Raw genomic sequence first — 23,684 nt, forward strand, 5'->3', positions numbered from 1 at the left:
AGCCCCCTTCGTATTACCGCGGCTGCTGGCACGAAGTTAGCCGGGGCTTCTTCTCCGGGTACCGTCATTATCTTCCCCGGTGAAAGAATTTTACAATCCTAAGACCTTCATCATTCACGCGGCATGGCTGCGTCAGGCTTTCGCCCATTGCGCAAGATTCCCTACTGCTGCCTCCCGTAGGAGTCTGGGCCGTGTCTCAGTCCCAGTGTGGCTGATCATCCTCTCAGACCAGCTATGGATCGTAGGCTTGGTGAGCCTTTACCTCACCAACTACCTAATCCAACGCGGGCTGCTCCAATGGCGATAAATCTTTCCCCCGAAGGGCACATACGGTATTAGCTGAAGTTTCCCTCAGTTGTTCCGTACCAAAGGGCACATTCCCACGCGTTACTCACCCGTCCGCCGCTCACCCGAAGGTGCGCTCGACTTGCATGTATTAGGCCTGCCGCCAGCGTTCGCTCTGAGCCAGGATCAAACTCTCAGGTTGAGTTGAGCACTGACTTATAGCTTACCCAATTCCGAGGAATTGGGCTGGCATATAGTCTGCGTATTTCTTGACGAGTTCCCATTCACATCGATGCCCAAGAGCCGAAGCCCAAGGGTATTGATATTCATGGTATTGTCTTCAAGAGACCGCAAGTTCGTCAGTGTCGAGGTTACCTGGTTAGGGTAACCGCCAGGACACCGCCGCCTGCGTTTCTCTTTCCAATTCAACGATGTCAAAGACCCGACCGGCTTTCGCCGACCCCACTGTTTAGCGCCGGTGGCCGGCGGAGGCGGCTATCTAGTTGCCGGCCTCTTAGGTGTCAATCGGTCGTTTCAGACTTTCGCGCCGCACCCCGGATCGCTCCGGAAAACGGCGCAAAAACCACACCGGGCCGCCAGAGGGGCAACCCTCGTACAGTCGGTAGCGATTCGATTGAGGCTCGGGAAAATATCCATTCTCAGGAGAAAAGCAAGGGGGTTATTGGCCCCTTCCAAACCGCCTGAGATTGGCCCCGCCCGAGCGGGAGGCGCTATCTAGGGGCGGGCCTCGCGCGTGTCAATCTCCGTCTGTCGGCGGAGCGAAATTCCCCCCTGCGGAGCCTTGCCTTGCGCGCCCTTCGGAGCCTCCTATGAAGGGAGCCCAAGGAGGCGGGATGCTGTCGCAGAAGGCCAGGTACGGACTGCGCGCGCTGGTAGAGCTGGCGCGCGCCGGGGGCGCCCAGGTCACCGCCGGCGAGCTTGCGCTGCGCGCCGACGCGCCGCGCAAGTTCCTGGAGGCCATCCTGCTGGAGTTCTCCCGCAACAGCCTGGTCACCAGCCGCCGCGGCAAGTTCGGCGGCTACACCCTGGCCCGCCCGGCGCCGGAGATCAGCTTTGCTGAGGTGATCCGCGTGGTCGACGGCCCGCTGGCGTTGGCGCCCTGCGTCAGCCCGCGGCTCGGCTACCGCAAGTGCGAGGACTGTCCCGACCTCGAGGCCTGCACGCTGCGCGAGGCCCTGCTGCGCGCCCGCGACGCCACGGCCGAGGTCCTGGAGCGCTACAGCCTGGCCGACGCCGCCGGCTCGGGTGTCGACGCGATGGATCAGCTCGCCGCGATATAGGCCTTCAGCCCGTCGGCCTCGGCCTCCACCTCGGAGATTTTCGACTTCACCAGGTCGCCGATGGAGACGATGCCGACCAGCCGGTCCTTCTGGCAGACCGGCAGGTGGCGGATGCGCCGGTCGCTCATCCGCGCCAGCAGCGAATCGACCGTCTCGCCCGGCTGGGCGAACAGCACGTCGCGGGTCATGACGCCGGAGACCGCCTCGCCGAGCGCCGCGGCCCCGCCCTCGGCCATGGCGCGCACCACGTCGCGCTCGGAGACGATTCCCACCACCCGCTCGGCCTCGAACACCACCAGCGCCCCAACCCGCCTGGAATGCAGCAGCGCCGCCACCGCCGCGATGGTCTCGGTGGGGGCGACGGTGAACACGGTGTCGCCCTTGGTTCTCAGGATCTGCGAGACAAGCATCGGATGTCCCTCGCGCTCTCACGTTGGAAGAACAGCGTCGCCCAGAACCGCCGGCTCTTCAACGCACGCGCGCGTGAGAAGGCTCCGGCCTAGTCGCGCGGCGAGAGCCAGGCGAAGGGGCTGATCAGGAAGACGCCGACCGCGAAGCCCACCAGATGCGCCTCCCAGGCCACGCCGGCGCTGCCGGACCCCGGCAGGAACGAGCCGCCGATGACCGCGATCAAGAGGTTGATGCCCAGCCAGGCGCCGCCCAGGCTGAGGACCGGCTTGGAGAAGATCGGCCCGGGCCGCCCTCCCCCGCCGATCAGCCGCGCCGAGGCGCCCATCAGGGCCGAAACCGCGCCCGACGCCCCCACGACCAGCTGTGGGCTTCCGGGATGCAGGGCCGCGAATCCCAGGTTCGCGAGCACGCCGGTCAATATGTAGAAGGTGAAGAACAGCAATCCGCCCTCGACCTTCGAGCCGAACAGCCTCGCGAGCGGCGTCGAGAAGGCGAGCGCGAAGGCGCCGTTCATCATCGCATGCGCCCAACCGCCATGCAGGAAGATGGCGGTGATCACCGTCTCCCAGCGGCCGGGGACCAGGTTGGCCGGGGCGAAGGCATAGGCCTTCTCGATCGCGTCCACGGGGAAGAGCGTCTGGATCGCATAGCCGCCGACGATCAGGATAGTGACCGCCACCGCCTGCCAGGGCGCGTTGAACAGCGGCTCGCGCGCCGGCCGTTCGCCGGGCTGCGGCTCGGAGCCGCCCGACCAGGGCTGCGGTTGCGGCTCGCCAGGAGTCTCTTCGAAGCGCGATTCGGTCATCGGTCTCATTTAGGCGCTTTGCCGCGGTTCGGCGACACCGCCCCGCCACAGTTGCGCCCGGTCGCCCGCTTCTTGCCTTGCCGCCGCCATCTGGCTTGGCGACAGTAGAGGTCCTGTCGGACCCCATCGGGACTCATCTATGATCCGTACCCTGCGCGCGAGCCTGGCGCTCGCCGCCGCGATTTCGCTGACGACTTCCGGTTTCGCCCTCGCCATCGGCCTGCCTCACCGGCCGAAGTTCGGCGGCGAGACGCATGCGGCGCTGGAGAAGCTGCCGCCCGGCGAATGGCCGCAGGCCCACTCCGACGTGCGCGCCGATCCCGACATCCGTTTCGGGTCGCTGCCCAACGGCATGCGCTACGCGATCAAGCGCCAGGCGATCCCGGCGGGCCAGGCGGCGCTGCGCCTGCGCTTCGACGCGGGCTCGCTGATGGAAACCGACGCCCAGCAGGGCCTCGCCCACTTCCTGGAGCACATGGCCTTCAACGGCTCCAAGGCCGTGCCGGAAGGCGAGATGGTCAAGATCCTCGAACGCCACGGCCTGGCCTTCGGGGCGGACACCAACGCCTCCACCAACTTCGACCAGACCATCTACAAGCTCGACCTGCCGAAGACCGACGAGGACACCGTCGACACTTCGCTGAAGCTCCTGCGCGAGGCGGCCTCGGAACTGACCATCGCGCCGGCCTCCGTCGACCGTGAGCGCGGCGTCGTGCTCTCCGAGGAGCGCGCCAGCGATAGCCCCGCCTATCGGGTCTACAAGTCCCGCCTGGAATACCTGCTGGCCGGCCAGCGGATGCCGACGCGCGAGCCGATCGGCCACGTGGACGTGCTGCAGAAGGCCCCGGCCGGCCTGATCGCCGACTTCTACCATCACTACTACCGCCCCGAGCGCGCGGTGCTGGTCGCGGTCGGCGACTTCGATCCCGCCGCCATGGAGGCCAAGATCAAGGCCCGCTTCGGCGACTGGAAGGCCGACGGCCCCGCCGGGCCCGAGCCCGACCTCGGCAAGATCAAGCCGCGCAAGACCGAGGCGAAGCTGGTCGTCGAGCCTGGCGCGGCGCTCACCATGCAGGTCACCTGGGTCCGGCCGCCGGACCTGCGGCCCGACCGCCTGGCCAAGCGGCGCGCCGACCTGATCGAACAGCTGGGCTTCGCGGTCATGAACCGCCGGCTCTCGGCGCTTGGCCGATCGCCACGCCCGCCGTTCATCGCCGCGGCCGCCTTCAAGACCGACCAGGGCCATTCCGCCGAGGTGACCATGCTGAGCGTCGCCGCCCAGGCCGACGGCTGGCGCGAAGCCCTGGCCTCGGTCGACCAGGAGGAGCGCCGAATCGTCCAGTACGGCGTGCGCCAGGACGAACTTGACCGCGAGATCGCCGAGGTCCGCGCCTCGGCCCAGGCCGCCGTCGCCGGCGCCGCCACCCGCCGCCCCGCCCAGATCGCCGACGAGATCGTGGGCTCGCTGGGCGACCAGGAGGTGGTGACCAACCCCGCCGACGACCTCGCCTTCTTCGAGGCCACGGCGAAAGGCCTGAAGGCCGACACCGTCTCGGGCGCGCTCAAGGCGGCGTTCGCCGGCGAGGGCCCGCTGCTGTTCATGTCCTCGCCGAAGCCCGTGCCCGGCGGCGAACAGACGATTCTCTCCGAATACGCGTCCACCCAGAAGGTCGCCGTGGCCGCGCCGGCCGCGCCACACGAGGTGGTCTGGCCCTATGCGAGCTTCGGGACCCCCGGCAAGGTCGCCGAGACCAAGGAGGTTACCGACCTCGACACGGTCTTCGTGCGCTTCGAGAACGGCGTGCGCCTGACCGTGAAGCCCACCAAGTTCCGCGACGACGAGGTGCTGGTCAGGGTCAATATCGGCGACGGCCTGCAGGACCTGCCCAAGGACCGCCAGAGCATGGCCTGGTTCGGCAACGCCTTCATCGAGGGCGGCCTCAAGCAGATCGACAACGAGGATACCGAACGCGTGCTGGCCTCCAAGGTCTATGGCGGCCGCTTCTCGGCCGGCGAGGACGCCTTCGTGCTCTCCGGCTCGACCCGCACCCAGGACCTGCCCACCGAGATGCAGGTGCTGACCGCCTACGTCGCCGATCCGGGCTGGCGGGCGGAAGCCTTCAAGCGCCAGCAGACCGCCGGCAAGACCGTCCACGACCAGATGGAAGGCACCGACGGCGGGGTGCTGGGCCGCGAGCTCTCGGGCCTGCTGCACGGCGGCGACCGGCGCTTCACCTTCCCGAGCCGCGACGACATCGCCAAGGCCCAGCTCGGCGACCTGCAGGCGCAGATCGCCCCGCACCTGGCGTCCGATCCCATCGAGGTGGTCATCGTCGGCGACATCACGGTCGACAAGGCGGTCGACGCGGTGGCCCGCACCTTGGGCTCGCTCCCGGCGCGCCGCGCGGCCGAGCCGGTCCCGGCCGCCCAGCGCCAAATCGGCTTCCCGGCCGCCAACGCCCAGCCGGCCGACTTCACCCACAAGGGCCGCGCGGACCAGTCGATCGGCTATGTGGCGTGGCCCACCAACGACCTCTGGGCCAATCCGCAGCAAGCGCTGGAGACCGACGTCCTCGGCGAAGTCATGGGCCTTCGGCTGATCGACGAGCTGCGCGAAGCCCAGGGCGTCACCTACTCGCCCTCGGTGAGCTACGCCCACAGCCTGACCTGGACCGGCTGGGGCTATCTCGCCGCCAGTGTCGAGGTGCCGCCCGCCAAGCTCGACGGCTTCTTCCACGACGTGGCCAAGATCGCCAACGATCTGCGCACCACGGACGTCAGCGCCGACGAGCTCGCCCGCGCCAAGAAGCCTCGCATCGACCGCCTGGAGCGCTCCCGCGTCACCAACCAGTACTGGCTGGCGGAACTCTCCGGCGCCCAGGCCGAGCCGCGCAAGCTGGAATTCATCCGGCACATCATCCCGGGCACCGAGAAGGTGACCGCCGCCGATGTGAAGCACGCCGCCGAACTGGTCCTGAAGGAGGACAGGGCCTTCAAGCTCGAGGTGACGCCGGCAAAGTAGCGGCGGATCAGGCCGCCTTCAGCCCGTCGCCGAAGACCGGCGCGTCCTCGGCCGGCAGGAAGGCCCGGCCGCGGATGGCGTCGGAGACCTTCTCGGCGATCATGATGGTCGGGGCGTTGGTGTTGCCGCCCACCAGCGTCGGCATGACCGAGGCGTCGACGACCCGCAGGCCCGCGAGCCCCTGCACCCGGCATTCGGCGTCGACCACCGCCATGGGATCGCCCGCGGCTCCCATCCGGCAGGTGCCAACCGGGTGATAGATCGTCTCGCCGGTCTTGCGGATCCAGGCGTCGATCTCGGCGTCGGTCTGCACCGCCTCGCCCGGCGAATATTCCTCCGAGCGGTAGGGATCGAGCGCGGCCTGCTGGGCCACCTTGCGCATCATCTTCACCCCTTCGCGGATCGCGCGGCGGTCCTCCTCGGCGGAGAGGTAGTTGGCGAAGATCGCCGGATCGGCGAGCGGGTCGGCGGACTTCAGCCCGACCCGGCCCCGGCTCTCGGGCCGGAGCTGGCAGACGTGGAAGGTGAAGCCGTCCTTGGCCACCGAGACCTTGCCGTGGTCCTGCATGATAGCGAGCACCGTGTGGATCTGCAGGTCCGGCCGATCGAGGTCGGGCCGCGAGCGCAGGAAGGCGCCCGATTCCAGGAAGTTCTGCCGCCCGGCGCCCTTGCCGAACAGCATGTAGTTGAGGCCCACGCCCAGGGTCTTGATCAGGCCCTTGCGCATCGAATAGGCGGTGATCGGCTGGGGACAGACCCAGGAGAGGGTCACGTCCAGGTGGTCCTGCAGGTTCGCGCCCACGCCTTTCAGCGCATGGACCACCGGCACGCCATGCGCCGAAAGCTCTTCCGGATCACCGACACCTGAGAGCTGCAGGATGTGTGGCGACTGAACGGCGCCGGCGCAGAGCAGCACCTCGGCGTCCGCCAGCACGATCCGCGTGGTCTTGGTCTTCTCGTCATAGATCTCGACGCCGGTCGCCCGGCCGTCCTCGATCACGATCCGCGTGGTCCTGGCGCCTGTCAGGCAGGTCAGGTTCGGCCGGTTCAGGACCGGATGCAGATAGCCCCGCGCGGCGCTCCACCGCTGGCCGTCGTGGATGGTGAGCTGGTAGGGCCCGAAGCCCTCCTGCTGGAAGCCGTTGAAATCCTCCGTCAGCATGTAGCCAGCCTGGCCGCCCGCCTGGATGGTCGCCGAATAGATCGGGTTGGGCGAGGAGGCCTTGGAGACCTTCAGCGGGCCCTCCCCGCCATGCCAAGCGTCGCCGCCGCCCTCCAGGCTCTCCGACTTCTTGAAATAGGGCAGCACGTCGGCATAGGCCCAGCCGCGCAGGCCCATCTGCGCCCACTGGTCATAGTCGCGCGCGTGGCCGCGGATATAGATCATGCCGTTGATCGAGGACGAGCCGCCCCAGCCCTTGCCCCTGGGCCACCAGAGCTTGCGACCCTCCAGGTTTGGCTCCGGCTCGGTCCAGAAGCCCCAGTTCTGCGGCCCGGCCTTGCCGATCAGCCCGCCGACGCCGGCCGGCATCTTGATCATCAGCGAGCTGTCCTTGCCGCCCGCCTCAAGCAGGAGGACCGTCTTGTCCGTGTCCTCGGTCAGCCGATTGGCCAGCACGCAACCCGCGGAACCCGCGCCGATGATGATGTAGTCGTAGTGTTCCATCCCCTGAACCTGACGCCGGCGTCAGGTTTAGGCAAGCGCCTAGGCGAAGACTTCCTGCACCGCGGACTGCAGCGGGTCGTCGCCATACTTATTGGGCCCGGCGGTTCCCTTCAGGAAGCCCATGACGACGAGGCCCCAGAGCGAAAAGGGCAGGCCCAGCAGCGCAAGCGCGGCGCCAGCCATTTGAGCATCCTCGCTTTGGCTGGACCTCAGCAATTCACCGGGCATCGACAGCACCATAGGCACAACCAGGAACAGCAGCAGCCACCAGGCGGTCATGCCTCGGTCGTGCAGTCTACGGGCGCCGTTGGCGAAGAGAACTACCAGGCCAGCCAGCAATATTACGACGAACAATAGGCTCGCGATGACGCCAATCACGGATAGCGGCGCCAGCCCTGCCTCCACGAATGCCGCCACGACAACGAGCATGCTCAGCAGAAACCCCGTGACCCAATAGCGCTGCCGATTGGTTCGCCCTCGAAACGAAAAATAGGAAAATAGACGCTTCATAAAACCCCCCAAAGCTTGACCGTGGAGGCACGATGATCCCCTTTTGTTCTCATCGTCAAGGGGCGCTTAGCGTCCCTTCCACTGCGGCGGGCGCTTCTGCGAGAACGCCAGCGGTCCCTCGATGAAGTCTTCGGCCTGATAGAGGGCCGCCACCGCCGGGTAGCGGTTCTGGCCCTTGATCGCCGCCTCCAGGCTGGGCTCGTCGAGGCCCTGGTAGACCGCCTGTTTCGAGGCCCGGATCGACATCGGCGAGAGTTCGCAGATCTGCCCCGCCCAGCGACGCGCCGCGGCCATCAGCTCGCCCGGCGCCACGACCTCGTTGACGAAGCCGAGTTCCAGCCCCTCGGCCGCCGAGACGCGGCGGCCGGTCAGGATCATACCCATCGCGCGTTTGGTTCCGATGGCGCGCGGCAGGCGGTGCAGGCCGCCGGCCAGCGCCGCCAGCCCCACCCGCGGCTCCGGCAGGGCGAAGATCGCCGCCTCGGAGGCCACGATGACGTCGCAGGCGAGCGCGATCTCGAAGCCGCCGCCCATGGCCACCCCGTTCACCGCCGCGATCAAGGGCTTGGTCAGGTCGAAGCGGCTGGTCAGGCCCGCGAACCCCGACGGCGGGCTGCCCATCTTGCCGCCGCCCGCCTGATGCTTCAGGTCGTTGCCGGCCGAGAAGGCCCGCTCGCCCGCCCCGGTGACGACGCCCACCCACTGCTCAGGGTCCGCCGCGAAGGCGTCGAAGGCCTCGGCAAGCTCGAAGTGCGCCGGCGAATGCAGCGCGTTCATCACCTCCGGCCGGTTCAGGGTGAAGACCGTCACCGGCCCCTCCCGCTCCACCTTCACGAACTCATAGGCCATGACGTCCTCCCGTTTGCGGCCACGCTCGGCGGGCGCCGCGGGGTTCGTCAAGTCGAACTAGGAAACCTGCTTCAAGTCCCGCCGGTAGCGTTTCCAGTTCTGGACGTAGTGCATCGCCCCGCCGGCCAGCATCGCCGCCTGTTCGGGCGAGATCTCGCGCACCACCTTGCCGGGCGCGCCCATCACCAGCGAATTGTCGGGGATTTCCTTGCCCTCGGTGATCAGGCAATTGGCGCCGATAAGGCAGTTCTTCCCGATCCTGGCCCCGTTCAGGATCACCGACCCGATCCCCACCAGCGAATTGTCGCCGACCGTGCAGCCGTGCAGCATGACCATGTGCCCGACCGTCACATTGGCCCCGATGGTCAGGGGCGAGCCGGTGTCGGTGTGCAGCACCGAGCCGTCCTGGACGTTGGAATTCTCGCCGACCGTGATCGGGTCATTGTCGCCACGCAGCGTCGCGCCCCACCAGATCGAGGCGTTCTTCTTGAGAATCACTCGGCCCATAACAGAGGCGTTGGGCGCAATCCAGTATTCGTCATCGTTCGGTAATTCAGGTGTCACATTGCCCAAGTTGTAGACACTCATCCGCACACCCCGTTTCTTGCGACAATCGGTCCATTTAACACTTACGAAACCAAGTTAGGATCATTCTAGTCGGGCGATTCGAGAGGGCGAAACCCTCTTGGTTGCGACGGGCCGAGCCTTCGGTCCCGTGTCCCGCGCTGGACGGAGTTGATGGCGCTGAGTGTGTTTTCTTCCCGGGTCCCAGGACCTGGATCGGCTTCCCGGGAACAGCCCCCGGGCCGCGCACGCCGCCTGCTTCGATTCATCCCGACCATCCAAAGGGCGCTCCATTGCGGAGACGCCCTTTTTTCTTGCCCCCACGGAGGCTTTTGATGACCAAGCGAGCCCTGAAGCGACAGCTGCGCGAAGGCGCATTCGACGCCGGCCAGTTTGCCGGTGACGATAAGATCCGTCGGCTTCCGCTCGATCGAGACAGGGGCTGGTCGCCGCTCGCCCATCACAATTCCAACGACGATCGCGACCAGGGCTACCTCAAGACCATCAAGGCCAAGTCGCCGGGCCAGGAAGAGTTGATCAAGGCCATCGACGACAAGAACCTGGTCATGGCGCTGGGGCCGGCCGGCACCGGCAAGACCTACCTCGCCATCGCCAAGGCGGTGGAGGCGCTGGAAAGCGGCAGCGTCGGGCGCATCGTGCTCTCGCGTCCGGCGGTCGAGGCCGGCGAGAGCATCGGCTACCTGCCGGGCGACGCCGAAGACAAGCTCGCCCCCTACCTGCGCCCGCTCTATGACGCGCTCTCCGACCGGCTCTCCATGAAGCGGGTCCGGGCGCTGATGGCCGAGGGCGCCATCGAGATCGCCCCGGTCGGCTTCATGCGCGGGCGCACGCTCAACAACGCCTTCATCGTGATCGACGAGGCGCAGAACTGCACCTACGTGCAGCTCAAGATGCTGCTCACGCGCCTCGGCTGGCATTCGACCATGGTGGTCACCGGCGACCCGGACCAGTCTGACCTGCTGCCGGAATTCTCGGGCCTCAGGACCGTCGCCCAGAAGCTGGAGGCCGTCAGCAACATCGCCGTCGTCCGCCTCGCCGACCGCGACATCGTCCGCCACCCCCTCGTCGCGGAGATGCTGGGGGTTCTCTAAGGTCAGCCGCGGCCGGGCCTTCGGGCTCGGTCGCCTACTGGCATCTGTAGGGCAAGGCCGGGTCGCGGCAGAAATCCGGCCACTTTCCGGTCTTGCGCCAGTAGTCGACGAGCCCGATCCGCGTGGCGAATTGCATGAACCGGGGATCGCGGCGCATCGGCGCCATTTGCGGGCCAAACAGGAATTCGGCGTTGCCGCCCGTGAGCGCCCGGTCGGGCCTGTACTGCTCGGCGAGCCGGAACGCGTCGTCCAGCAGACCGAGCGTCGAGAGGTGGGAGATGGCGCTCTCAAGGTTGGGCTTGCTGGCGCCGGCCGAGGCGAGAAGCGCGGCGCGCTGACGCGCCACGGCGGGCGGCGTCGGGGATTTGGCGGTCTGGAGAAAGTCCCGTTCCGCGGCGATAGCCGATGCGGGCATCACGCGTGCGGCCATAGGCTCGTCGACAACGGCGATCGCGTCGTCCCAGCGTCCTTCGTTGGTGCGCGCGATCAGCCGGTAGCGCCAGTCGTTCGCCGAGTCCTTGCGGTTGGCTTCCAGCGACGTCAGCAAGGCGTCGGCCTCCACTGTGCGGCCGGCTGAGATCAGCAGCACCGCCGTCGGCGGAACCCAGGTCTCGCCGAGCGCGGTCTGGGCGCTTGCCCGCTGACTATAGACCACCGCCTCCTGCAGCCGCCCCACCTCGCCCAAGGTCTGACCGAGGAAGCCGTTAGCGTGGGTCCAATCGGGATCGCCGGCCAGGCCTTTTCGCAGCAACGCCTCGCGCTGCGCCCAGTTGGCCGCCGGCTCCAGCAATTCCAACCCGACGTAGGCGTCCGCGTTCTTGGGGTCGAGTGCGATCGCCTTGTCGGCCTCGGCCTTCGCCTCGCGGCTATAGGCCTGCCCCTGCTCCGGCGGCATCACCGGGGCGCTGTAGGCCAGGAACTTGGCTAGCGCGGCGTGGGCCGGCGGGAACCGCGGCGCCCGGGCCGCCACCTGCCGAAGCGCGCTCAGCATCTTGAAGGTCATCTGCGGGTCGTTCTCGCCCGAGCGGGCGAAGAGGTCGCAGGCCAGCAGGTATTGCGAAAGCACCTCGGGGTCGATCAGACCGTCGGTAGGGCTGAGCGCACGTGAGGAGCAGTTTAAGACGGCCACCACCCGGCCGCTGATCCCGCCCTGTAGCGCCTCCGCCCGGTCGGAAGCGTCGCTGAAGTTGCTGGACCAGAGCGTCACGTGGTGCGCCGCGTCGTCCAAGTGCATCGCCACCTCAGTGGCCTTGCCGTCGTCCTGGACCGAGCCGTTGAACAGGAGCTTCACGCCCATGTCCCGGATTTTCTGGTCGCGGTTGGGGCCGGCCAGCGCTTCGGCGTCGCTGCGGGAGACCACCTGGATCTGGTTGTCGTTGAGCGCGCCCTGGATCTTGTCTATCAGAGCGTCGGCAAAGGTGTGCGCCTGCGCGCCCGGGCCCAAGACGCGGAACGGCAGGATAGCCACCCGGGTCGCCGCCGGCGCCGTCACTCCGGACAGCCGCTCGCGCGCGAGCCAGAGTCCGGCCGCGACCAGCGCCACGACCGCCGCGCCGGCGATCCACCGCCAGGCGACGGGCCGCAGTCTCCGCCTCGCCGAGGGGCGATCGGCCGCCAAGGCGCCCACGCGGATTAAGCCATCGACCGCACGGACGACCTTGGCCCATTCCGGATGATCGGCGTCGCCACGCCAGCTCTTCAGCTTGGCGCACTGAACCTGGTTGAAGGGCATCGGCGGCAGGGTGTCATCAAGCGTGGCCTGGACGAGCTTATGGTGCTGCCGCGCCAAATCCGCCTCCGCTCGAACCCACTCCGACGCCGAGGCCGCCTTCGACCAGAGCACTACAACCGCGCCGGCCGCCTGCAGGCGCTCGTTGATCACATCGGCATAAAGCCGGTCGGGCGGCAGTTCCGTATCGAGCCAGACTTCTCGGCCGTCGGCGCGCAGGCGAGCGGCGACGCGCTGCGCCGTCGCCGCGGCGCTCCGTTCGTAGGAGATGAAAACTGCGGTCATCCCATCGGAAGGGACCACAACCCGCGGCGCCTGGAAAGCGGCTGCGCGCCTGGAACACTCGGTTCCGGGCAATCGCCTACCCACCAGTCGCATCGTGGGGCCGCGTCAGCAACTTGCCGCAGGGGATTTGGCTAGTTATAGATAGTTAGACGATCTAACTATATGATGAGTCGATGCCCGCGACGCTTCCCGAAACCGAGGAAATCTCCGCCCTGGCCGAGGCCCTGCGCGGGCCGCTGCTGCGGGTCTCCCGCAAGCTGCGCCAGGAGGCCCAGAAGGTCGGCCTCTCCGCCCAGGACGCCCTGATCCTCGGCTACATCAAGAAGAACCCCGGCGTGGGCGTCAGCGCTCTCGCCGACTTCGACCAGATCTCGCGGCCGACCATGTCGAGCCACGTCAAACGCCTGGAGGCGGCCGGCTGGCTCAGCCGCACCGGGAACGCCGAGGACGCCCGCCGCTCGGGCCTCACGCTCACCGCGGCGGGCCTGCGCAAGATCGAGACCCTGCAACGCCACCGCAACGACTGGCTGGCCGCGCGGCTCGTTCGCCTGACGCCGGAGGAGCGCGAACGGCTGGCCGAGGCCGCCGCCCCGCTGCTCAAGCTGGTGAGCCTCGAGGCATGAGCAGGCGCGCCGAGGAGGTCCTGGAGACCGACGTCCTCGACGAGGGCGGGGCCGACGCCGCGGCGGTCCTGAACGAAGGCCGTGACGCCACGCTGCGCGGCTGGGTGGTCCCGGCGATCATCGGCTCGGCCCTGCTGATGCAGACGCTGAACGCCACCTCGATCAACAACGCCCTGCCGGCCATGGCGCGCGCGCTGCACGTCGAGCCCCTGCGGCTCAACCTCGCCATCACCATGTACCTCCTGGCCTCGGCGGTGTTCCTGCCGATCTCGGGCTGGATGGCCGACCGGTTCGGGGCCAAGCGCATCCTGATGATCGCCATGGTGCTCTACGCCAGCGCCTCGGCCGCCTGCGGCTTCGCCAACTCCCTGCCCGAATTGGTGGCCTTCCGCCTGGCCCAGGGCTGCGCCGGCGCGATGATGGGCCCCGTGGGCCGTCTCGTCCTGCTGCGCACCACGCCCAAGAGCGAGCTGGTCGGCGCCATGTCGGTGGTGACCATGCCGGCGCTGCTGGGCCCGGTGGTCGGCCCGGTGCTCGGCGGGGCCATCGTCACCTTCGTGAGCTGGCGCTGGATCTTCTTCCTCAACCTGCCGCTGGCCGTCGCCGGCGTCCTGCTGGTCCGCGCCTTCGTGCCCCAGGTGAAGGAACAGGCCGTCTCCCCCATCGATTGGCCGGGCATCTTCCTGACCGGCTTCGGGCTCGCCGGTCTGATCCTGGGGTTCGAGAACCTGGGCCGCGACGTCCTGCCGCCGCTGGCGGTGGCGGGCCTGTTCGGCGGCGGCCTGGCCTGCCTGGGGGTCTACTGGGCCCACGCGCGCAACAACCCCCACGCCATCCTCGACCTCGGCATCTTCCGGATCGCGACGTTCCGGGCTTCGGTGCTGGGCGGCGCCTTTTTCCGCCTGGTGCCGGGCGCAACGCCCTTCCTCCTGGCCATGCTGCTGCAGGTGGGCTTCGGCATGACCGCCTTCGCCGCCGGCCTGATGACCTTCGTCTCGGCGGTCGGCGCCCTGGTCATGAAGACCACCGCTCCACCGATCCTGCGCCGGTTCGGGTTCCGCACGGTGCTGATCGCCAACGGGGTGATCTGCTCGGCCACCTTCATGGTCTACGCCTTCTTCAAGATCGACACGCCGCACTGGCTGATCATGGTCGCGCTGGCGGTCGGCGGCTTCTTCCGCTCGCTGCAGTTCACCAGCCTGAACGGCATGGCCTACGCCGACCTCGAGCAGGCGCAGATGAGCCGCGGCACGACCACCGCCTCCATGGCCCAGCAGTTCATGCAGTCGGTGAGCATCGGGCTCGCCGCCACCCTGCTCCACTTCCTGATGCTTCGCCGCGGCGAGACCCACCTGACCGGCGCCACGGTCGCGCCGGCCTTCGCCATCTTCGGCGCGCTCACGCTGCTGTCGCTGTTCTGGTTCTTCCGCCTCCCCGCCAACGCCGGCGACGAGATGAACAACCGCGGACGTTAACCGCTGACGTCGGTCTGCGGCCGGTCGGCGCCGTCGGAAAGCTCTTCGTGGACCACGCCGGCGGCGTCCTCATAGACGATGCCGTGGGTGTCGCCGGAGACCCGCTGCTCGCCGGCCGCGCGCCGGGCCGCCGAAAGCGCCGCGTCGTGGCTGCGGAAGGTTTCGGAGAAGGAGCCGTCCACCGAATAGGCCCAGCCGCCGTCGTGCTCGACGATCCTGTAGGTGAGGTGGCTCATCTGACGTCTCCGGTAATGCAGCGTCCTACATGGGCGATCTGACAGGGCGCGACAATCGCCAACCCGCAATCGAACCCGACGAGCCGTCGCGGCGGGCGGCGGGTGCATGCAGACGCGGTTGCAAAGACGCCTAGGCGAAGCGTTCCGTCATGCCTAAGGTCGGCGCAAGTTTTCTCCGGCTTTGGGCGCCTTACTCATGAAATTCGTCCCCGTCCTGGTGGCCGCCCTGCTCGCGGTCAGCGCCCCGGCCTGGGCCGCGCCCCCGCACAAACCCGCCGCCAAGACCGCCGCGCCGGCCCACGTCGCCTTGCCGAGCGACGTCACGCCGGAACGCTACGACATCGCCATCACCCCGAGCGCCAAGGACCTGACCTTCGTCGGCCACGAGGCGATCACCATCGTCGTCAGGCGCCCGACGGCGCGGATCACGTTAAACGCCGCCGACATCACCTTCGGCAAGGTGCAGATCTCCTGCAGCCCCGAGGCGCCCAAGGTCACGCTCGACACGGCCCAGCAGACTGCGACCTTCACCTTCGCCAAGCCGATCGCGCCCGGCCGCTACACGCTGGCCATCGACTACGCCGGCACGATCTACAAACAGGCCTCCGGCTTCTTCGCCCTCGACTACGCCGGCGCCCATGGCCAGGAGCGCGCCCTTTTCACCCAGTTCGAGAACTCCGACGCCCGGCGCTTCGCGCCGATGTGGGACGAACCCGGGGTGAAGTCGGTCTTCGCACTCAGCGTCGACACGCCTGACGGCCAGATGGCGGTCTCCAACATGCCGGTGGCCGACGTGGTGACCGTCTCGTCGCGCAACGGCGAGCCGGTGCGCCGGATCACCCGCTTCACCGACACGCCGAAGATGAGCTCCTACCTGCTGTTTCTGGCGCTGGGCGACTTCGAGCGCCTGCACCGCCAGGTCGGCAAGACCGAGATCGGCGTCGTGGTCCGCCGCGGCGACACCGCGAAAGCCCAGTTCGCCCTCGATGCGGCGGCCGAGCTGCTGCCCTACTACAACGACTACTTCGGGGTGCCCTACCCGCTGCCGAAGCTCGATTTCATCGCCGGACCCGGGCGCAGCCAGTTCTTCGCCGCGATGGAGAACTGGGGGGCGATCTACTACTTCGACTACGCGCTGCTGGTGGACCCCAAGCTCACCACCGAGGCGGACAAGCAGAACATCTACGTCGATGTGGCCCACGAGATGGCCCACCAGTGGTTCGGCGACCTGGTCACCATGGCCTGGTGGGACGACCTGTGGCTCAACGAGGGCTTCGCCTCCTGGATGGAGAACAAGGCCACCGACCACTTCCATCCGGAGTGGAAGATCTGGCTGCAGACCAAGGCCGGCGAGCAGTCGGCCATGCGCACCGACGCCCGCTCGGGCACCCACCCGGTGATCACCCCGATCCACGACGTCTTCGCCGCGGCCAACGCCTTCGACAACATCACCTACCAGAAGGGCCACGCGGTCATCCACATGCTGGAGACCTATGTGGGCGAGGACGTCTTCCGCGCCGGGGTGCGCAACTACATCGCCCACCACGCCTACGGGAACACGGTCACCGACGACCTCTGGACCGAGATCGACCGGGTCTCGCCCAAGAAGATCACCGGCATCGCCCACGACTTCACCCTGCAGGCTGGCGTGCCGCTGATCACCGCCGCCGCCACCCCCGCGGGCGTCGAGCTAACCCAGGGCCGCTATGGCGCCGACGAACTCTCCGGAAAGCCGCGCACCTGGCGCACGCCGGTGACGGTCATGGGCCTCGGCGAGCCCTGGCGCCCCGTGGTCAGCAACAAGGCCCCGGCCTCGCGGGCGGCGGCGGCCGGCTCGACACCGCTCCTCAACGCCGGCCAGACCGGCTACTTCCGCAGCCGCTATTCGGGGGAGCTCGCCCAGCGCATCGCCGCGGCCTTCCCGCTCCTGCAGCCCGAGGACCAGCTCGGCCTGATCTACGACAGCCTGGCGCTCGGCCAGACGGGCGACGCGCCGATGGGCGACTTCATGGCCATCGCCCGGAGCGCCCAGGCGGCCAGCGACACCGTGGTCCTGAAGGCGCTCGCCCAGCAGCTCTCGGCGGTCGACGATCTCTATGAACGCCAGCCCGGCCAGGCCGCTTTCCGCGCCTTCGCCCGCGCCCGCCTGGAACCGGCGCTGGCCCGCCTCGGCTGGGACGCCAAGCCCGGAGAGCCGGACAACGACGCCGTTCTGCGGACCACGCTGCTCGGCGTCCTCGGCCAGATGGATGACCCCGCGGTCATCGCCGAGGCCAAGCGCCGGTTCGCCGCCTTCCTGGCCAATCCCGCCAGCCTGAGCGGCACGACGCGCCAGACCGTCCTGAGCCTCGTCGCCGACCATGCCGATGCGGCCATCTGGGACCAGCTCCACGCCCTGGCCCAGAAAGCCATCGATCCCACCGACAAGACCCGGCTCTACCGCGATCTCGCGGTCAGCCACGATCCGGCCCTGGCCGACCGGGCGCTGGCGCTGTCGATCAGCAAGGAGCCGCAGGCCACCGACGCCCCGGAGCTCATCACCGGGGTCGCCCAGAACTTCCCGGACAAGGCCTATGACTTCTCCATGGCGCACCGCGCCGAGGTGGAGGCCATGGTCGAGCCCACCAGCCGCACGACCTTCTTCGCAGGCCTCGGCGGCGCCTCGCGCGACACCGCCATGCCGGCCAAGCTGACGGCCTTCGCCGCCACCGTGCCGCCGTCGGCGCGCGGCGAGGTCTCCAAGGCGCTCGCCTCGATCGCCTATCGTCTGGAGGTGATCGGCAAGCGCCTGCCCGAGGTCGACCGCTGGCTGGCGGCCCATCCGGGCTGAGCGGTCCTAATCGCAGGGCGCGGTTTCGCCCGTGGCGAGATCGACGCGGAAACACTGCCGCTCGCCGGTCGCGCAGTCCTCGACCAGCAGCGAGACCTCGTCGCCCGCCGCCTCGAGGTGACGGTCTTCGAGGTAGTGCAGCGCCGCGTCCTCGAAGCTGAGGCCGTCGACCAGATGGCTGCGCGACGGCGCGTCCTCGACCCCGTGGACCGAGAAGCGGCGCGATAGGCTGGTGTCATGGGCGTCGGTCATGCGGACGGGTCCTCCTGGCCTGGGTTCAAACGCTCGGCCGGCGAAAAGGATTCATCGCCGAATCGACCTCACCTAGGGCTGTATACACAACTCAAAGGTGTGCTAGTTTGGGACACCTGAGTTGGGAAGCAGGCCATGAAGGACTATCGCCTCTACGTCTTCGATCGGACAGGGCATATTCGGGGCGTCACCGTCCTGAACTGCCAGGACGACGAGGAAGCCATGGCCTACGCCGCGGCCCATAGCGAGGGCCGAACGATGGAACTCTGGCAACGAGACCGCCAGGTCCGCACCTTCGCCCGCGAAGAGGACTAGCCGCCGGCCGCCGCCGCGTAGACCTTCGGCCGCAGCGGCTTGATCCGCAGCGCCAGACCCGGCGCCACGCCGGCCGGCACGCTCGGGCCACGCGCCTCCAGCTCGAAGACCTGGCCCTCGATCAGGCATTCGATCCGCACGTCCGGGCCGCGCGCCGCCACCGCCTTCACCTCGCCGGCCAGGCCCGCGCCGTCGGCCGGCGCGAAGGCCACCTCATCGGGACGGAAGAACACCTCGACGGACCCCTGCGGCGCGCCCTTCGGCGCCTTGGTTTCCCAGTCGGCGACCGTCAGCCGATCGCCCTCAACGCGCCCCGGCAGCCGGCAGGCCGCACCCAGGAAGTCGTAGATGAAGGGATCGGCCGGGTTCTCGTAGACCTCATTGGGCGTGCCGAGCTGCTTCAGCTCGCCGCCCCGCAGGATCGCCACGCGGTCGGCCAGGTCGAGAGCCTCTTCCTGGTCGTGGGTGACGAAGACCGTGGTGACACCCGCCCGGTCGTGCAGGTCGCGCAGCCAACGGCGAAGCTCGCGCCGCACCTGGGCGTCGAGGGCGCCGAACGGCTCGTCGAGCAGCAGCATCCGAGGCTCGATGGCCAGCGCGCGGGCCAACGCCACCCGCTGCCTTTGTCCGCCGGAAAGCTGCGCCGGGAAGCGCTTGCCGAGGTCCTCGAGCTGGACCAGCGACAACAGGTCCGCCACCCGGTCATCGACTTCCGACTTCGAGGGCCGCTCGGAGCGCCGGCGCACCTTCAGCCCGAAGGCGATATTCTGGGCCACGGTCATGTGGCGGAAGAGGGCGTAGTGCTGGAAGACCATGCCCACGCGCCGCTGGCGCACCGGCAGGGCCAGGAAGTCCTCGCCGTCGAAGCGCACCTCGCCGGCATCCGGCCGCTCCAGCCCCGCGAGCACACGCAACAGGGTCGTCTTGCCGGACCCCGACGGCCCAAGCAGCGCCAGGAACTCCTTGTCCTTGGCCTGCAGCGAGACGTTGTTCAGCGCCGGGAAGCGGCCGAACGATTTCGAGATGCCGCTGATCTCCAGCGACAGGGGCGAGGCTGCGTCAGTGTCGGCGGTTGGCTGAAAGTTCACCGGAATGACGCCATTCGAGACCTGTCTTGAGGACCAGGGTGACGAGCCCGAGGGAGGCCAGGAGCGAGGCCGCCGCAAAGGCGCCGACGAAGTCATAGTCATTGTAGAGCACCTCGACGTGAAGCGGGAGCGTTGTGGTCAGGCCGCGGATGTGGCCGGAGACGACGGAGACGGCGCCGAACTCGCCCATCGCCCGCGCATTGCAAAGCAGGACGCCGTAGAGCAGCGCCCAGCGGATATTCGGCAGGGTGATCTTCCAGAAGGTGGTGAAGCCGCCTGCGCCCAGCGTCAGGGCCGCGGCCTCCTCGTCGGCGCCCTGGTCCTGCATCAGCGGGATCAGTTCGCGGGCGACGAACGGGAAGGTCACCAGGATGGTCGCCAGCACCAAGCCGGTGGTGGCGAAGATGATCTTGACGTCGTGGTCGATCAGCCAGGTCCCGAACCAGCCCTGTGCGCCGAACAGCAGCACCCAGACGAGGCCCGAGACCACCGGCGACATGGAGAACGGCAGGTCGATGAGCGTCAGCAACGCGCTCTTGCCGCGGAATTCGAACTTGGCGATGCACCAGGCCGCCGCGATCCCGAAGACCGCGTTCAGCGGCACCGCGATCCCCGAGACCAGCAGCGTCAGCTTCATGGCCGCCACGGCGTCCGGATCGCGGATCGAGGCCAGGTACTTGCCGGTCCCCTTGGAGAGCGCGCCCTCGAACACCACGAACAGCGGCATCAGCACCAGGACGGCCATCACCGCCGCGGAGGCCAGGATCAGCAGGACCGCCAGGCCGGGCAGCCGCGTGGCGGAGATCGGGCGCGGGACGGCGGTCATGCCTTGCCCCGCCGGGCCAGGAACAGCTGCGCGAGGTTGATCAGGATCAGGCTGCCGAAGGAGATCGCCACCATCGCCATGCCGATCGCCGCGGCGCCCGCATAGTCATACTGCTCCAGCTTGATGACGATCAGCAGCGGCGCGATCTCGGTCTTGCCGGGCAGGTTGCCGGCGATGAACACCACCGAGCCGTATTCCCCCACCGCGCGGGCGAAGGCCAGGCTGACGCCGGAGATCAGCGAGGGCGCCAGCGCCGGCAGGATCACCATCACCGCCCGCTGGATGCTGTTGGCGCCGAGCGTCGTGGCCGCCTCCTCCACCTCGCGGTCGAGTTCCTGCAACACCGGCTGCAGCGAGCGCACCACGAACGGCAGGCCGATGAACACCAGCGCGATGAAGATCCCCAGCGGCGAGAAGGCGGTCTTCAGCCCAACCTTGGCCGCCAGCGCGCCGAGCGGGCCGGTCGGGGCGTAGAGGGCGGTGAGCGCGATGCCCGCCACCGCGGTCGGCAGGGCGAACGGCAGGTCGACCAGGGCGTCCATGATCCGCCGCCCGGGGAAGTCGTAGCGGGTGAGCGTCCAGGCGAGCAGGATCCCCAGCGGCGCGTTCAGCAAGGCGGCCAGCGCCGAAAGCCCGAAGGAGAGCCGCAGCGCCGCGGCCACCCGGGGCGCGGCCAGGGCGTGCCAGACGCCCGCCGGCCCCAGTTCCCAGGGCCGGATCGCCAGTGCGATCAACGGCAGGACGACGATGGCGCCCAGATAGGCCAGCGTGATCCCCAGCGACACGCCGAAGCCCGGCAGGATCGAGTGCTCCACCCACGGCCTGCGGCGCGGCCGCGTCGCCGCGACCGCGCCAGCCGGGACCGGACCCAGCGGCGAAGAGGGGAGGATCGCCTGGTCGGTCACGTGGGCTTGTAGATTTGGTCGAAGAGGCCGCCGTCGGCGAAGTGGGTGGCCTGGGCTTTCTTCCAGCCGCCGAACGCCTGGTCGATGGTGACCAGCGGGATCTGTTTGAAGGAGGCCGCGTACTTCGCGACCGCCGCAGGGTCGCGCGGCCGGTAGTGGTGCTTGCCGACGATGTCCTGCGCCAGCGGGCTGTAGAGGAAATTGAGATAGCCCTGGGCGATCGTGCGGGTCTTATGCCGGTCGACGTTCTTGTCGAGCAGCGCCACCGGCGGCTCGGCCAGGATCGAACTCGACGGATAGACGATGTCGTAGTTCGGCCCGAACTCGTCGATCGTCAGGAAGGCCTCGTTCTCCCAGGACAGAAGCACATCGCCGATGTTGCGCTGCGCGAACGTCGTGGTGGCGTCTCGTGCGCCCGCACCCAATACCGGCACGTTCTTGAAGAGCTTGGTGATGTAGGCCTTGGCCGCGGGCTCGCCGCCTTGCTTCTGGGCGTAGGCATAGGCCGCCAGATAGGCCCAGCGCGCGCCGCCCGAGGTCTTCGGATTGGGGGTGATGACGCCGACGCCCGGCTTCACCAGGTCGGGCCAGTCGCGGATCTTCCAGGGGTTGCCCTTGCGGACCAGGAACACGATCGTCGAGGTGTAGGGCGTCGAGTTGTTCGGCAGCCGCGACTGCCAGTTGGCGGGCAGCAGCTTGGCGCGCGCCGAAATCTCGTCGATGTCGCCGGCCAGCGCGAGCGTCACCACGTCGGCCTGCAGACCGTCGATCACCGCGCGGGCCTGTTTGCCGGAGCCGCCGTGGCTCTGCTTGATGTCCAGGACCTCGCCGGTCTTGCCCTTCCAATAGGCGGCGAAGGCGGTGTTGATCTCCTTGTAGAGCTCGCGCGTCGGATCGTAGCTGACGTTGAGCAGAGTGATCGGCTTGGCCTGGGCGAAGGCCGGGCCGGCGATCAGCGGCGCGGCGGCCGCGCTGACGCCGAGCGCGGCGCCGGTGGCGACGAGTCCGCGGCGGGTGATCTTGGTCTGGGTCATCTGGCGGCTCCGAAGATTCTGGATCAGAACGCGAATTGCGAACGGAACGAAACAACGTTCACGTCTTCGCCGATGTTGGACCCGGTGGCGTTTAGCCGGGTCACCCGAGCCCACTGGTAGTCCAGCAGGAAGCGAACGACATTGTTGGGGTACCAGTTCAATCCAACGGTGGTGATCTTCTGCTCGCCGCCCCGCACGCCGCCGGCCGGCGTCGCCGCGCCCGCCACGCCCTGACGATCGTTCAGATCCAGCTCGCTGTAACGGGCCGCCAGCTCCCAGGCGCCCCAGGTCCCACGCTGCGGATCGAAGACCTTCAGAGGCCGGATGCCCACGAAGCCGCCGTTGGCGTTAGTCCAGGCATGATGCTCGCCGGTGAGCGCCCACGCGCCCTGCAGGTACCAGCCGGAGAAGGAGGGGTCGAAGAGCGAGACGGCCGGCGCCGCGGCCTTGCGGCTCACGTCCACCTGGTACCACTCGCTGGCGGCGTAGAAATTCTTCCAGCTCGCGCCGGCTTCCAGCCCATAGGCCGTCAGGCCGTCGGAGTTGATCGCCCCGGTGTCGACCAGCCGTATGCCGCTGACCCGAAGTTCCGGACGCTCCTGCAGCCGCACCGCTTGCGTCGAGACCGGGCCGGCCGTTGTGTCGGCCGGATCGAGGATGCCCTGGACGTTGGCGCCTAAATGGACGTCGTAGTCGGCGCCGTGGATCGGATTGAAGGCAAGGCGCGCGGCGAAGCCCGACTGCTGGTCGAGTTCCGGCGTCGCCGGGACCCCGACAACTTTCCCCGAGAACAGGCCTGAGGCGTACCAGCGGGCGCCGCGGGCGGTCGCGCCCACGCCTGTACGCCCGTCGCCGGTCGCAAGGCCGCGGACCAGCTCGGCGATCGCCGCGCGCTCCAGGAACAGCTCCTCGGTATTGCTGGTGGCGTCCTCCAGGCCGGACGGGGTCGCCCAGGCGCCGACCCGCAGCCGGATGGGCTCCTCCAGTCCGAAGGGCTTCCAGCCGGCATATTCCAGATAGGCCTGGTTCAAGATCGCCGCCTCGCCGCCGGACCCGCCGAATTCACCCCAAAGGGCGTAGTTCCAGTCCTTGAAAGCCGTCCCGTCGAACCCGAGGCGGGCGCGGCGGAAATTGGTCCCCGAGCCCAGGTCGTTGGCGGCCGTGCGCGGGCTTTCCGAATAGCTGGCGGCGTCGAACTGCACGACGGACCGCAGGGCGAACTTGAAGTTCCCGTCCGCCGTCGTGAACGTCGGCCGCCCATTGCTGATCGCCACCGTCGGCTGCGCGGCCTGGACGTCGCGGACCTGTTGCACCTGGGCCGACGACTGGCCCTTCAGGTCCTGGATCTGTGATTCCAGCTCCTCGTTGCGCTTCTCCAGCGCATCCAGCCGCGCTGACAGCGCCAACGCCTGCTCCTGGCTGATTCCGCTCGGCGCAGTGGAGGCCGTAGGGATCACCTGGGCCAGCGCCGCAGGCGCTGCGCTGCACAGCAGGCCCGCCAGGACAGCCGTGCGGATAACTCGGCGAAGCGGCGCAGGGGCAATCATGCTCGGTCCCTCGT

Annotated in this window: 21 protein-coding genes and 1 rRNA gene; 7 read left to right on the plus strand and 15 right to left on the minus strand. The window is 68.3% G+C overall.

What is annotated here, in order from left to right; all coding sequences use genetic code 11:
* Positions 1-487: ribosomal RNA gene (locus ACESMY_RS20140) — 16S ribosomal RNA — on the minus strand; the annotation flags it as partial.
* 652 nt (positions 488-1,139) lie between these two features.
* On the opposite strand from ACESMY_RS20140, the gene ACESMY_RS20145 reads away from it, so the two are divergent.
* Complete coding sequence (locus tag ACESMY_RS20145) at positions 1,140-1,586, plus strand: Rrf2 family transcriptional regulator (protein WP_372786443.1); 447 nt, start codon at positions 1,140-1,142, stop codon at positions 1,584-1,586.
* Here the strand turns inward: ACESMY_RS20145 and ACESMY_RS20150 are convergent.
* Both ACESMY_RS20150 and ACESMY_RS20155 read right to left on the minus strand, forming a co-directional pair.
* Positions 1,568-1,996 carry a CBS domain-containing protein gene (locus ACESMY_RS20150; RefSeq protein ID WP_372786409.1) on the minus strand — a complete coding sequence of 143 codons (429 nt, stop codon included), beginning with the start codon at positions 1,994-1,996 and terminating at the stop codon, positions 1,568-1,570. The genes ACESMY_RS20145 and ACESMY_RS20150 overlap by 19 nt on opposite strands.
* 89 nt (positions 1,997-2,085) lie before the next feature.
* A complete protein-coding gene (locus ACESMY_RS20155; RefSeq protein ID WP_372786410.1) occupies positions 2,086-2,802 on the minus strand; it encodes a rhomboid family intramembrane serine protease in 717 nt (238 codons plus the stop codon).
* A gap of 139 nt (positions 2,803-2,941) precedes the next feature.
* Between ACESMY_RS20155 and ACESMY_RS20160 the strand changes: the two genes are divergently transcribed.
* Complete coding sequence (locus tag ACESMY_RS20160) at positions 2,942-5,824, plus strand: M16 family metallopeptidase (protein ID WP_372786411.1); 2,883 nt, start codon at positions 2,942-2,944, stop codon at positions 5,822-5,824.
* Between the two features lie 7 nt (positions 5,825-5,831).
* On the opposite strand, the gene ACESMY_RS20165 is transcribed toward ACESMY_RS20160, so the two are convergent.
* The 4 genes from ACESMY_RS20165 to ACESMY_RS20180 form a co-directional block, all read right to left on the minus strand.
* Positions 5,832-7,490, minus strand: a complete 1,659-nt coding sequence (locus ACESMY_RS20165; RefSeq protein ID WP_372786412.1) for a choline dehydrogenase — start codon at positions 7,488-7,490, stop codon at positions 5,832-5,834.
* 39 nt (positions 7,491-7,529) lie between these two features.
* Entirely contained in the window at positions 7,530-8,000 is a 471-nt protein-coding gene (locus tag ACESMY_RS20170; protein ID WP_372786413.1) for a DUF805 domain-containing protein, read from the minus strand.
* Between the two features lie 66 nt (positions 8,001-8,066).
* Positions 8,067-8,849 carry an enoyl-CoA hydratase-related protein gene (locus ACESMY_RS20175; RefSeq protein WP_372786414.1) on the minus strand — a complete coding sequence of 261 codons (783 nt, stop codon included), beginning with the start codon at positions 8,847-8,849 and terminating at the stop codon, positions 8,067-8,069.
* A 57-nt stretch (positions 8,850-8,906) separates the two neighbouring features.
* Positions 8,907-9,437, minus strand: coding sequence for a gamma carbonic anhydrase family protein (locus ACESMY_RS20180; RefSeq protein WP_372786415.1), 531 nt, complete (start codon positions 9,435-9,437; stop codon positions 8,907-8,909).
* 311 nt (positions 9,438-9,748) lie between these two features.
* Between ACESMY_RS20180 and ACESMY_RS20185 the strand changes: the two genes are divergently transcribed.
* Positions 9,749-10,525, plus strand: coding sequence for a PhoH family protein (locus ACESMY_RS20185; RefSeq protein WP_372786416.1), 777 nt, complete (start codon positions 9,749-9,751; stop codon positions 10,523-10,525).
* Between the two features lie 34 nt (positions 10,526-10,559).
* On the opposite strand, the gene ACESMY_RS20190 is transcribed toward ACESMY_RS20185, so the two are convergent.
* Positions 10,560-12,539: a TIR domain-containing protein gene (locus ACESMY_RS20190; protein ID WP_372786417.1), complete on the minus strand. Its 1,980-nt coding sequence runs from the start codon at positions 12,537-12,539 to the stop codon at positions 10,560-10,562.
* 173 nt (positions 12,540-12,712) lie between these two features.
* Between ACESMY_RS20190 and ACESMY_RS20195 the strand changes: the two genes are divergently transcribed.
* Entirely contained in the window at positions 12,713-13,162 is a 450-nt protein-coding gene (locus tag ACESMY_RS20195; RefSeq protein ID WP_372786418.1) for a MarR family winged helix-turn-helix transcriptional regulator, read from the plus strand.
* A complete protein-coding gene (locus ACESMY_RS20200) occupies positions 13,159-14,637 on the plus strand; it encodes an MFS transporter (RefSeq protein WP_372786419.1) in 1,479 nt (492 codons plus the stop codon). The genes ACESMY_RS20195 and ACESMY_RS20200 overlap by 4 nt, the downstream gene beginning before the upstream one ends.
* Here the strand turns inward: ACESMY_RS20200 and ACESMY_RS20205 are convergent.
* Complete coding sequence (locus ACESMY_RS20205; protein WP_372786420.1) at positions 14,634-14,873, minus strand: DUF2188 domain-containing protein; 240 nt, start codon at positions 14,871-14,873, stop codon at positions 14,634-14,636. The genes ACESMY_RS20200 and ACESMY_RS20205 overlap by 4 nt on opposite strands.
* A gap of 196 nt (positions 14,874-15,069) precedes the next feature.
* Between ACESMY_RS20205 and ACESMY_RS20210 the strand changes: the two genes are divergently transcribed.
* On the plus strand, positions 15,070-17,703 hold the full coding sequence (locus tag ACESMY_RS20210) for a M1 family metallopeptidase (protein ID WP_372786421.1): 2,634 nt from the start codon (positions 15,070-15,072) through the stop codon (positions 17,701-17,703).
* A 6-nt stretch (positions 17,704-17,709) separates the two neighbouring features.
* On the opposite strand, the gene ACESMY_RS20215 is transcribed toward ACESMY_RS20210, so the two are convergent.
* A complete protein-coding gene (locus ACESMY_RS20215; protein WP_372786422.1) occupies positions 17,710-17,955 on the minus strand; it encodes a DUF5961 family protein in 246 nt (81 codons plus the stop codon).
* Positions 17,956-18,090: 135 nt separating this feature from the next.
* Here ACESMY_RS20215 and ACESMY_RS20220 point away from each other — a divergent pair, with 135 nt between their 5' ends.
* Positions 18,091-18,270, plus strand: coding sequence for a hypothetical protein (locus tag ACESMY_RS20220; RefSeq protein WP_372786423.1), 180 nt, complete (start codon positions 18,091-18,093; stop codon positions 18,268-18,270).
* Here ACESMY_RS20220 and ACESMY_RS20225 read toward each other — a convergent pair.
* From ACESMY_RS20225 to ACESMY_RS20245, 5 genes are read right to left on the minus strand one after another with little or no spacing between them, the layout of a single operon-like run.
* Positions 18,267-19,358 (minus strand): sulfate/molybdate ABC transporter ATP-binding protein, encoded by a 1,092-nt coding sequence (locus tag ACESMY_RS20225; protein ID WP_372786424.1) that lies wholly within the window; start codon positions 19,356-19,358, stop codon positions 18,267-18,269. The two genes, ACESMY_RS20220 and ACESMY_RS20225, sit on opposite strands and share 4 nt — an antisense overlap.
* Positions 19,330-20,184 carry a sulfate ABC transporter permease subunit CysW gene (gene cysW, locus ACESMY_RS20230; RefSeq protein WP_372786425.1) on the minus strand — a complete coding sequence of 285 codons (855 nt, stop codon included), beginning with the start codon at positions 20,182-20,184 and terminating at the stop codon, positions 19,330-19,332. The genes ACESMY_RS20225 and cysW overlap by 29 nt, the downstream gene beginning before the upstream one ends.
* Positions 20,181-21,089 (minus strand): sulfate ABC transporter permease subunit CysT, encoded by a 909-nt coding sequence (gene cysT / locus ACESMY_RS20235; RefSeq protein ID WP_372786426.1) that lies wholly within the window; start codon positions 21,087-21,089, stop codon positions 20,181-20,183. Before cysT ends, cysW begins: the two co-directional genes overlap by 4 nt.
* The gene (locus ACESMY_RS20240; RefSeq protein ID WP_372786427.1) at positions 21,086-22,123 is read right to left on the minus strand and encodes a sulfate ABC transporter substrate-binding protein; all 1,038 of its coding nucleotides are present in this window, start codon (positions 22,121-22,123) and stop codon (positions 21,086-21,088) included. The genes cysT and ACESMY_RS20240 overlap by 4 nt, the downstream gene beginning before the upstream one ends.
* A gap of 23 nt (positions 22,124-22,146) precedes the next feature.
* Positions 22,147-23,670, minus strand: a complete 1,524-nt coding sequence (locus ACESMY_RS20245) for a porin (RefSeq protein ID WP_372786428.1) — start codon at positions 23,668-23,670, stop codon at positions 22,147-22,149.
* Positions 23,671-23,684 lie beyond the last annotated feature (14 nt).

Origin of the sequence: Phenylobacterium sp., assembly GCF_041691455.1 — a bacterium.
In the GTDB taxonomy this organism is placed as follows: Bacteria; Pseudomonadota; Alphaproteobacteria; order Caulobacterales; family Caulobacteraceae; genus Phenylobacterium.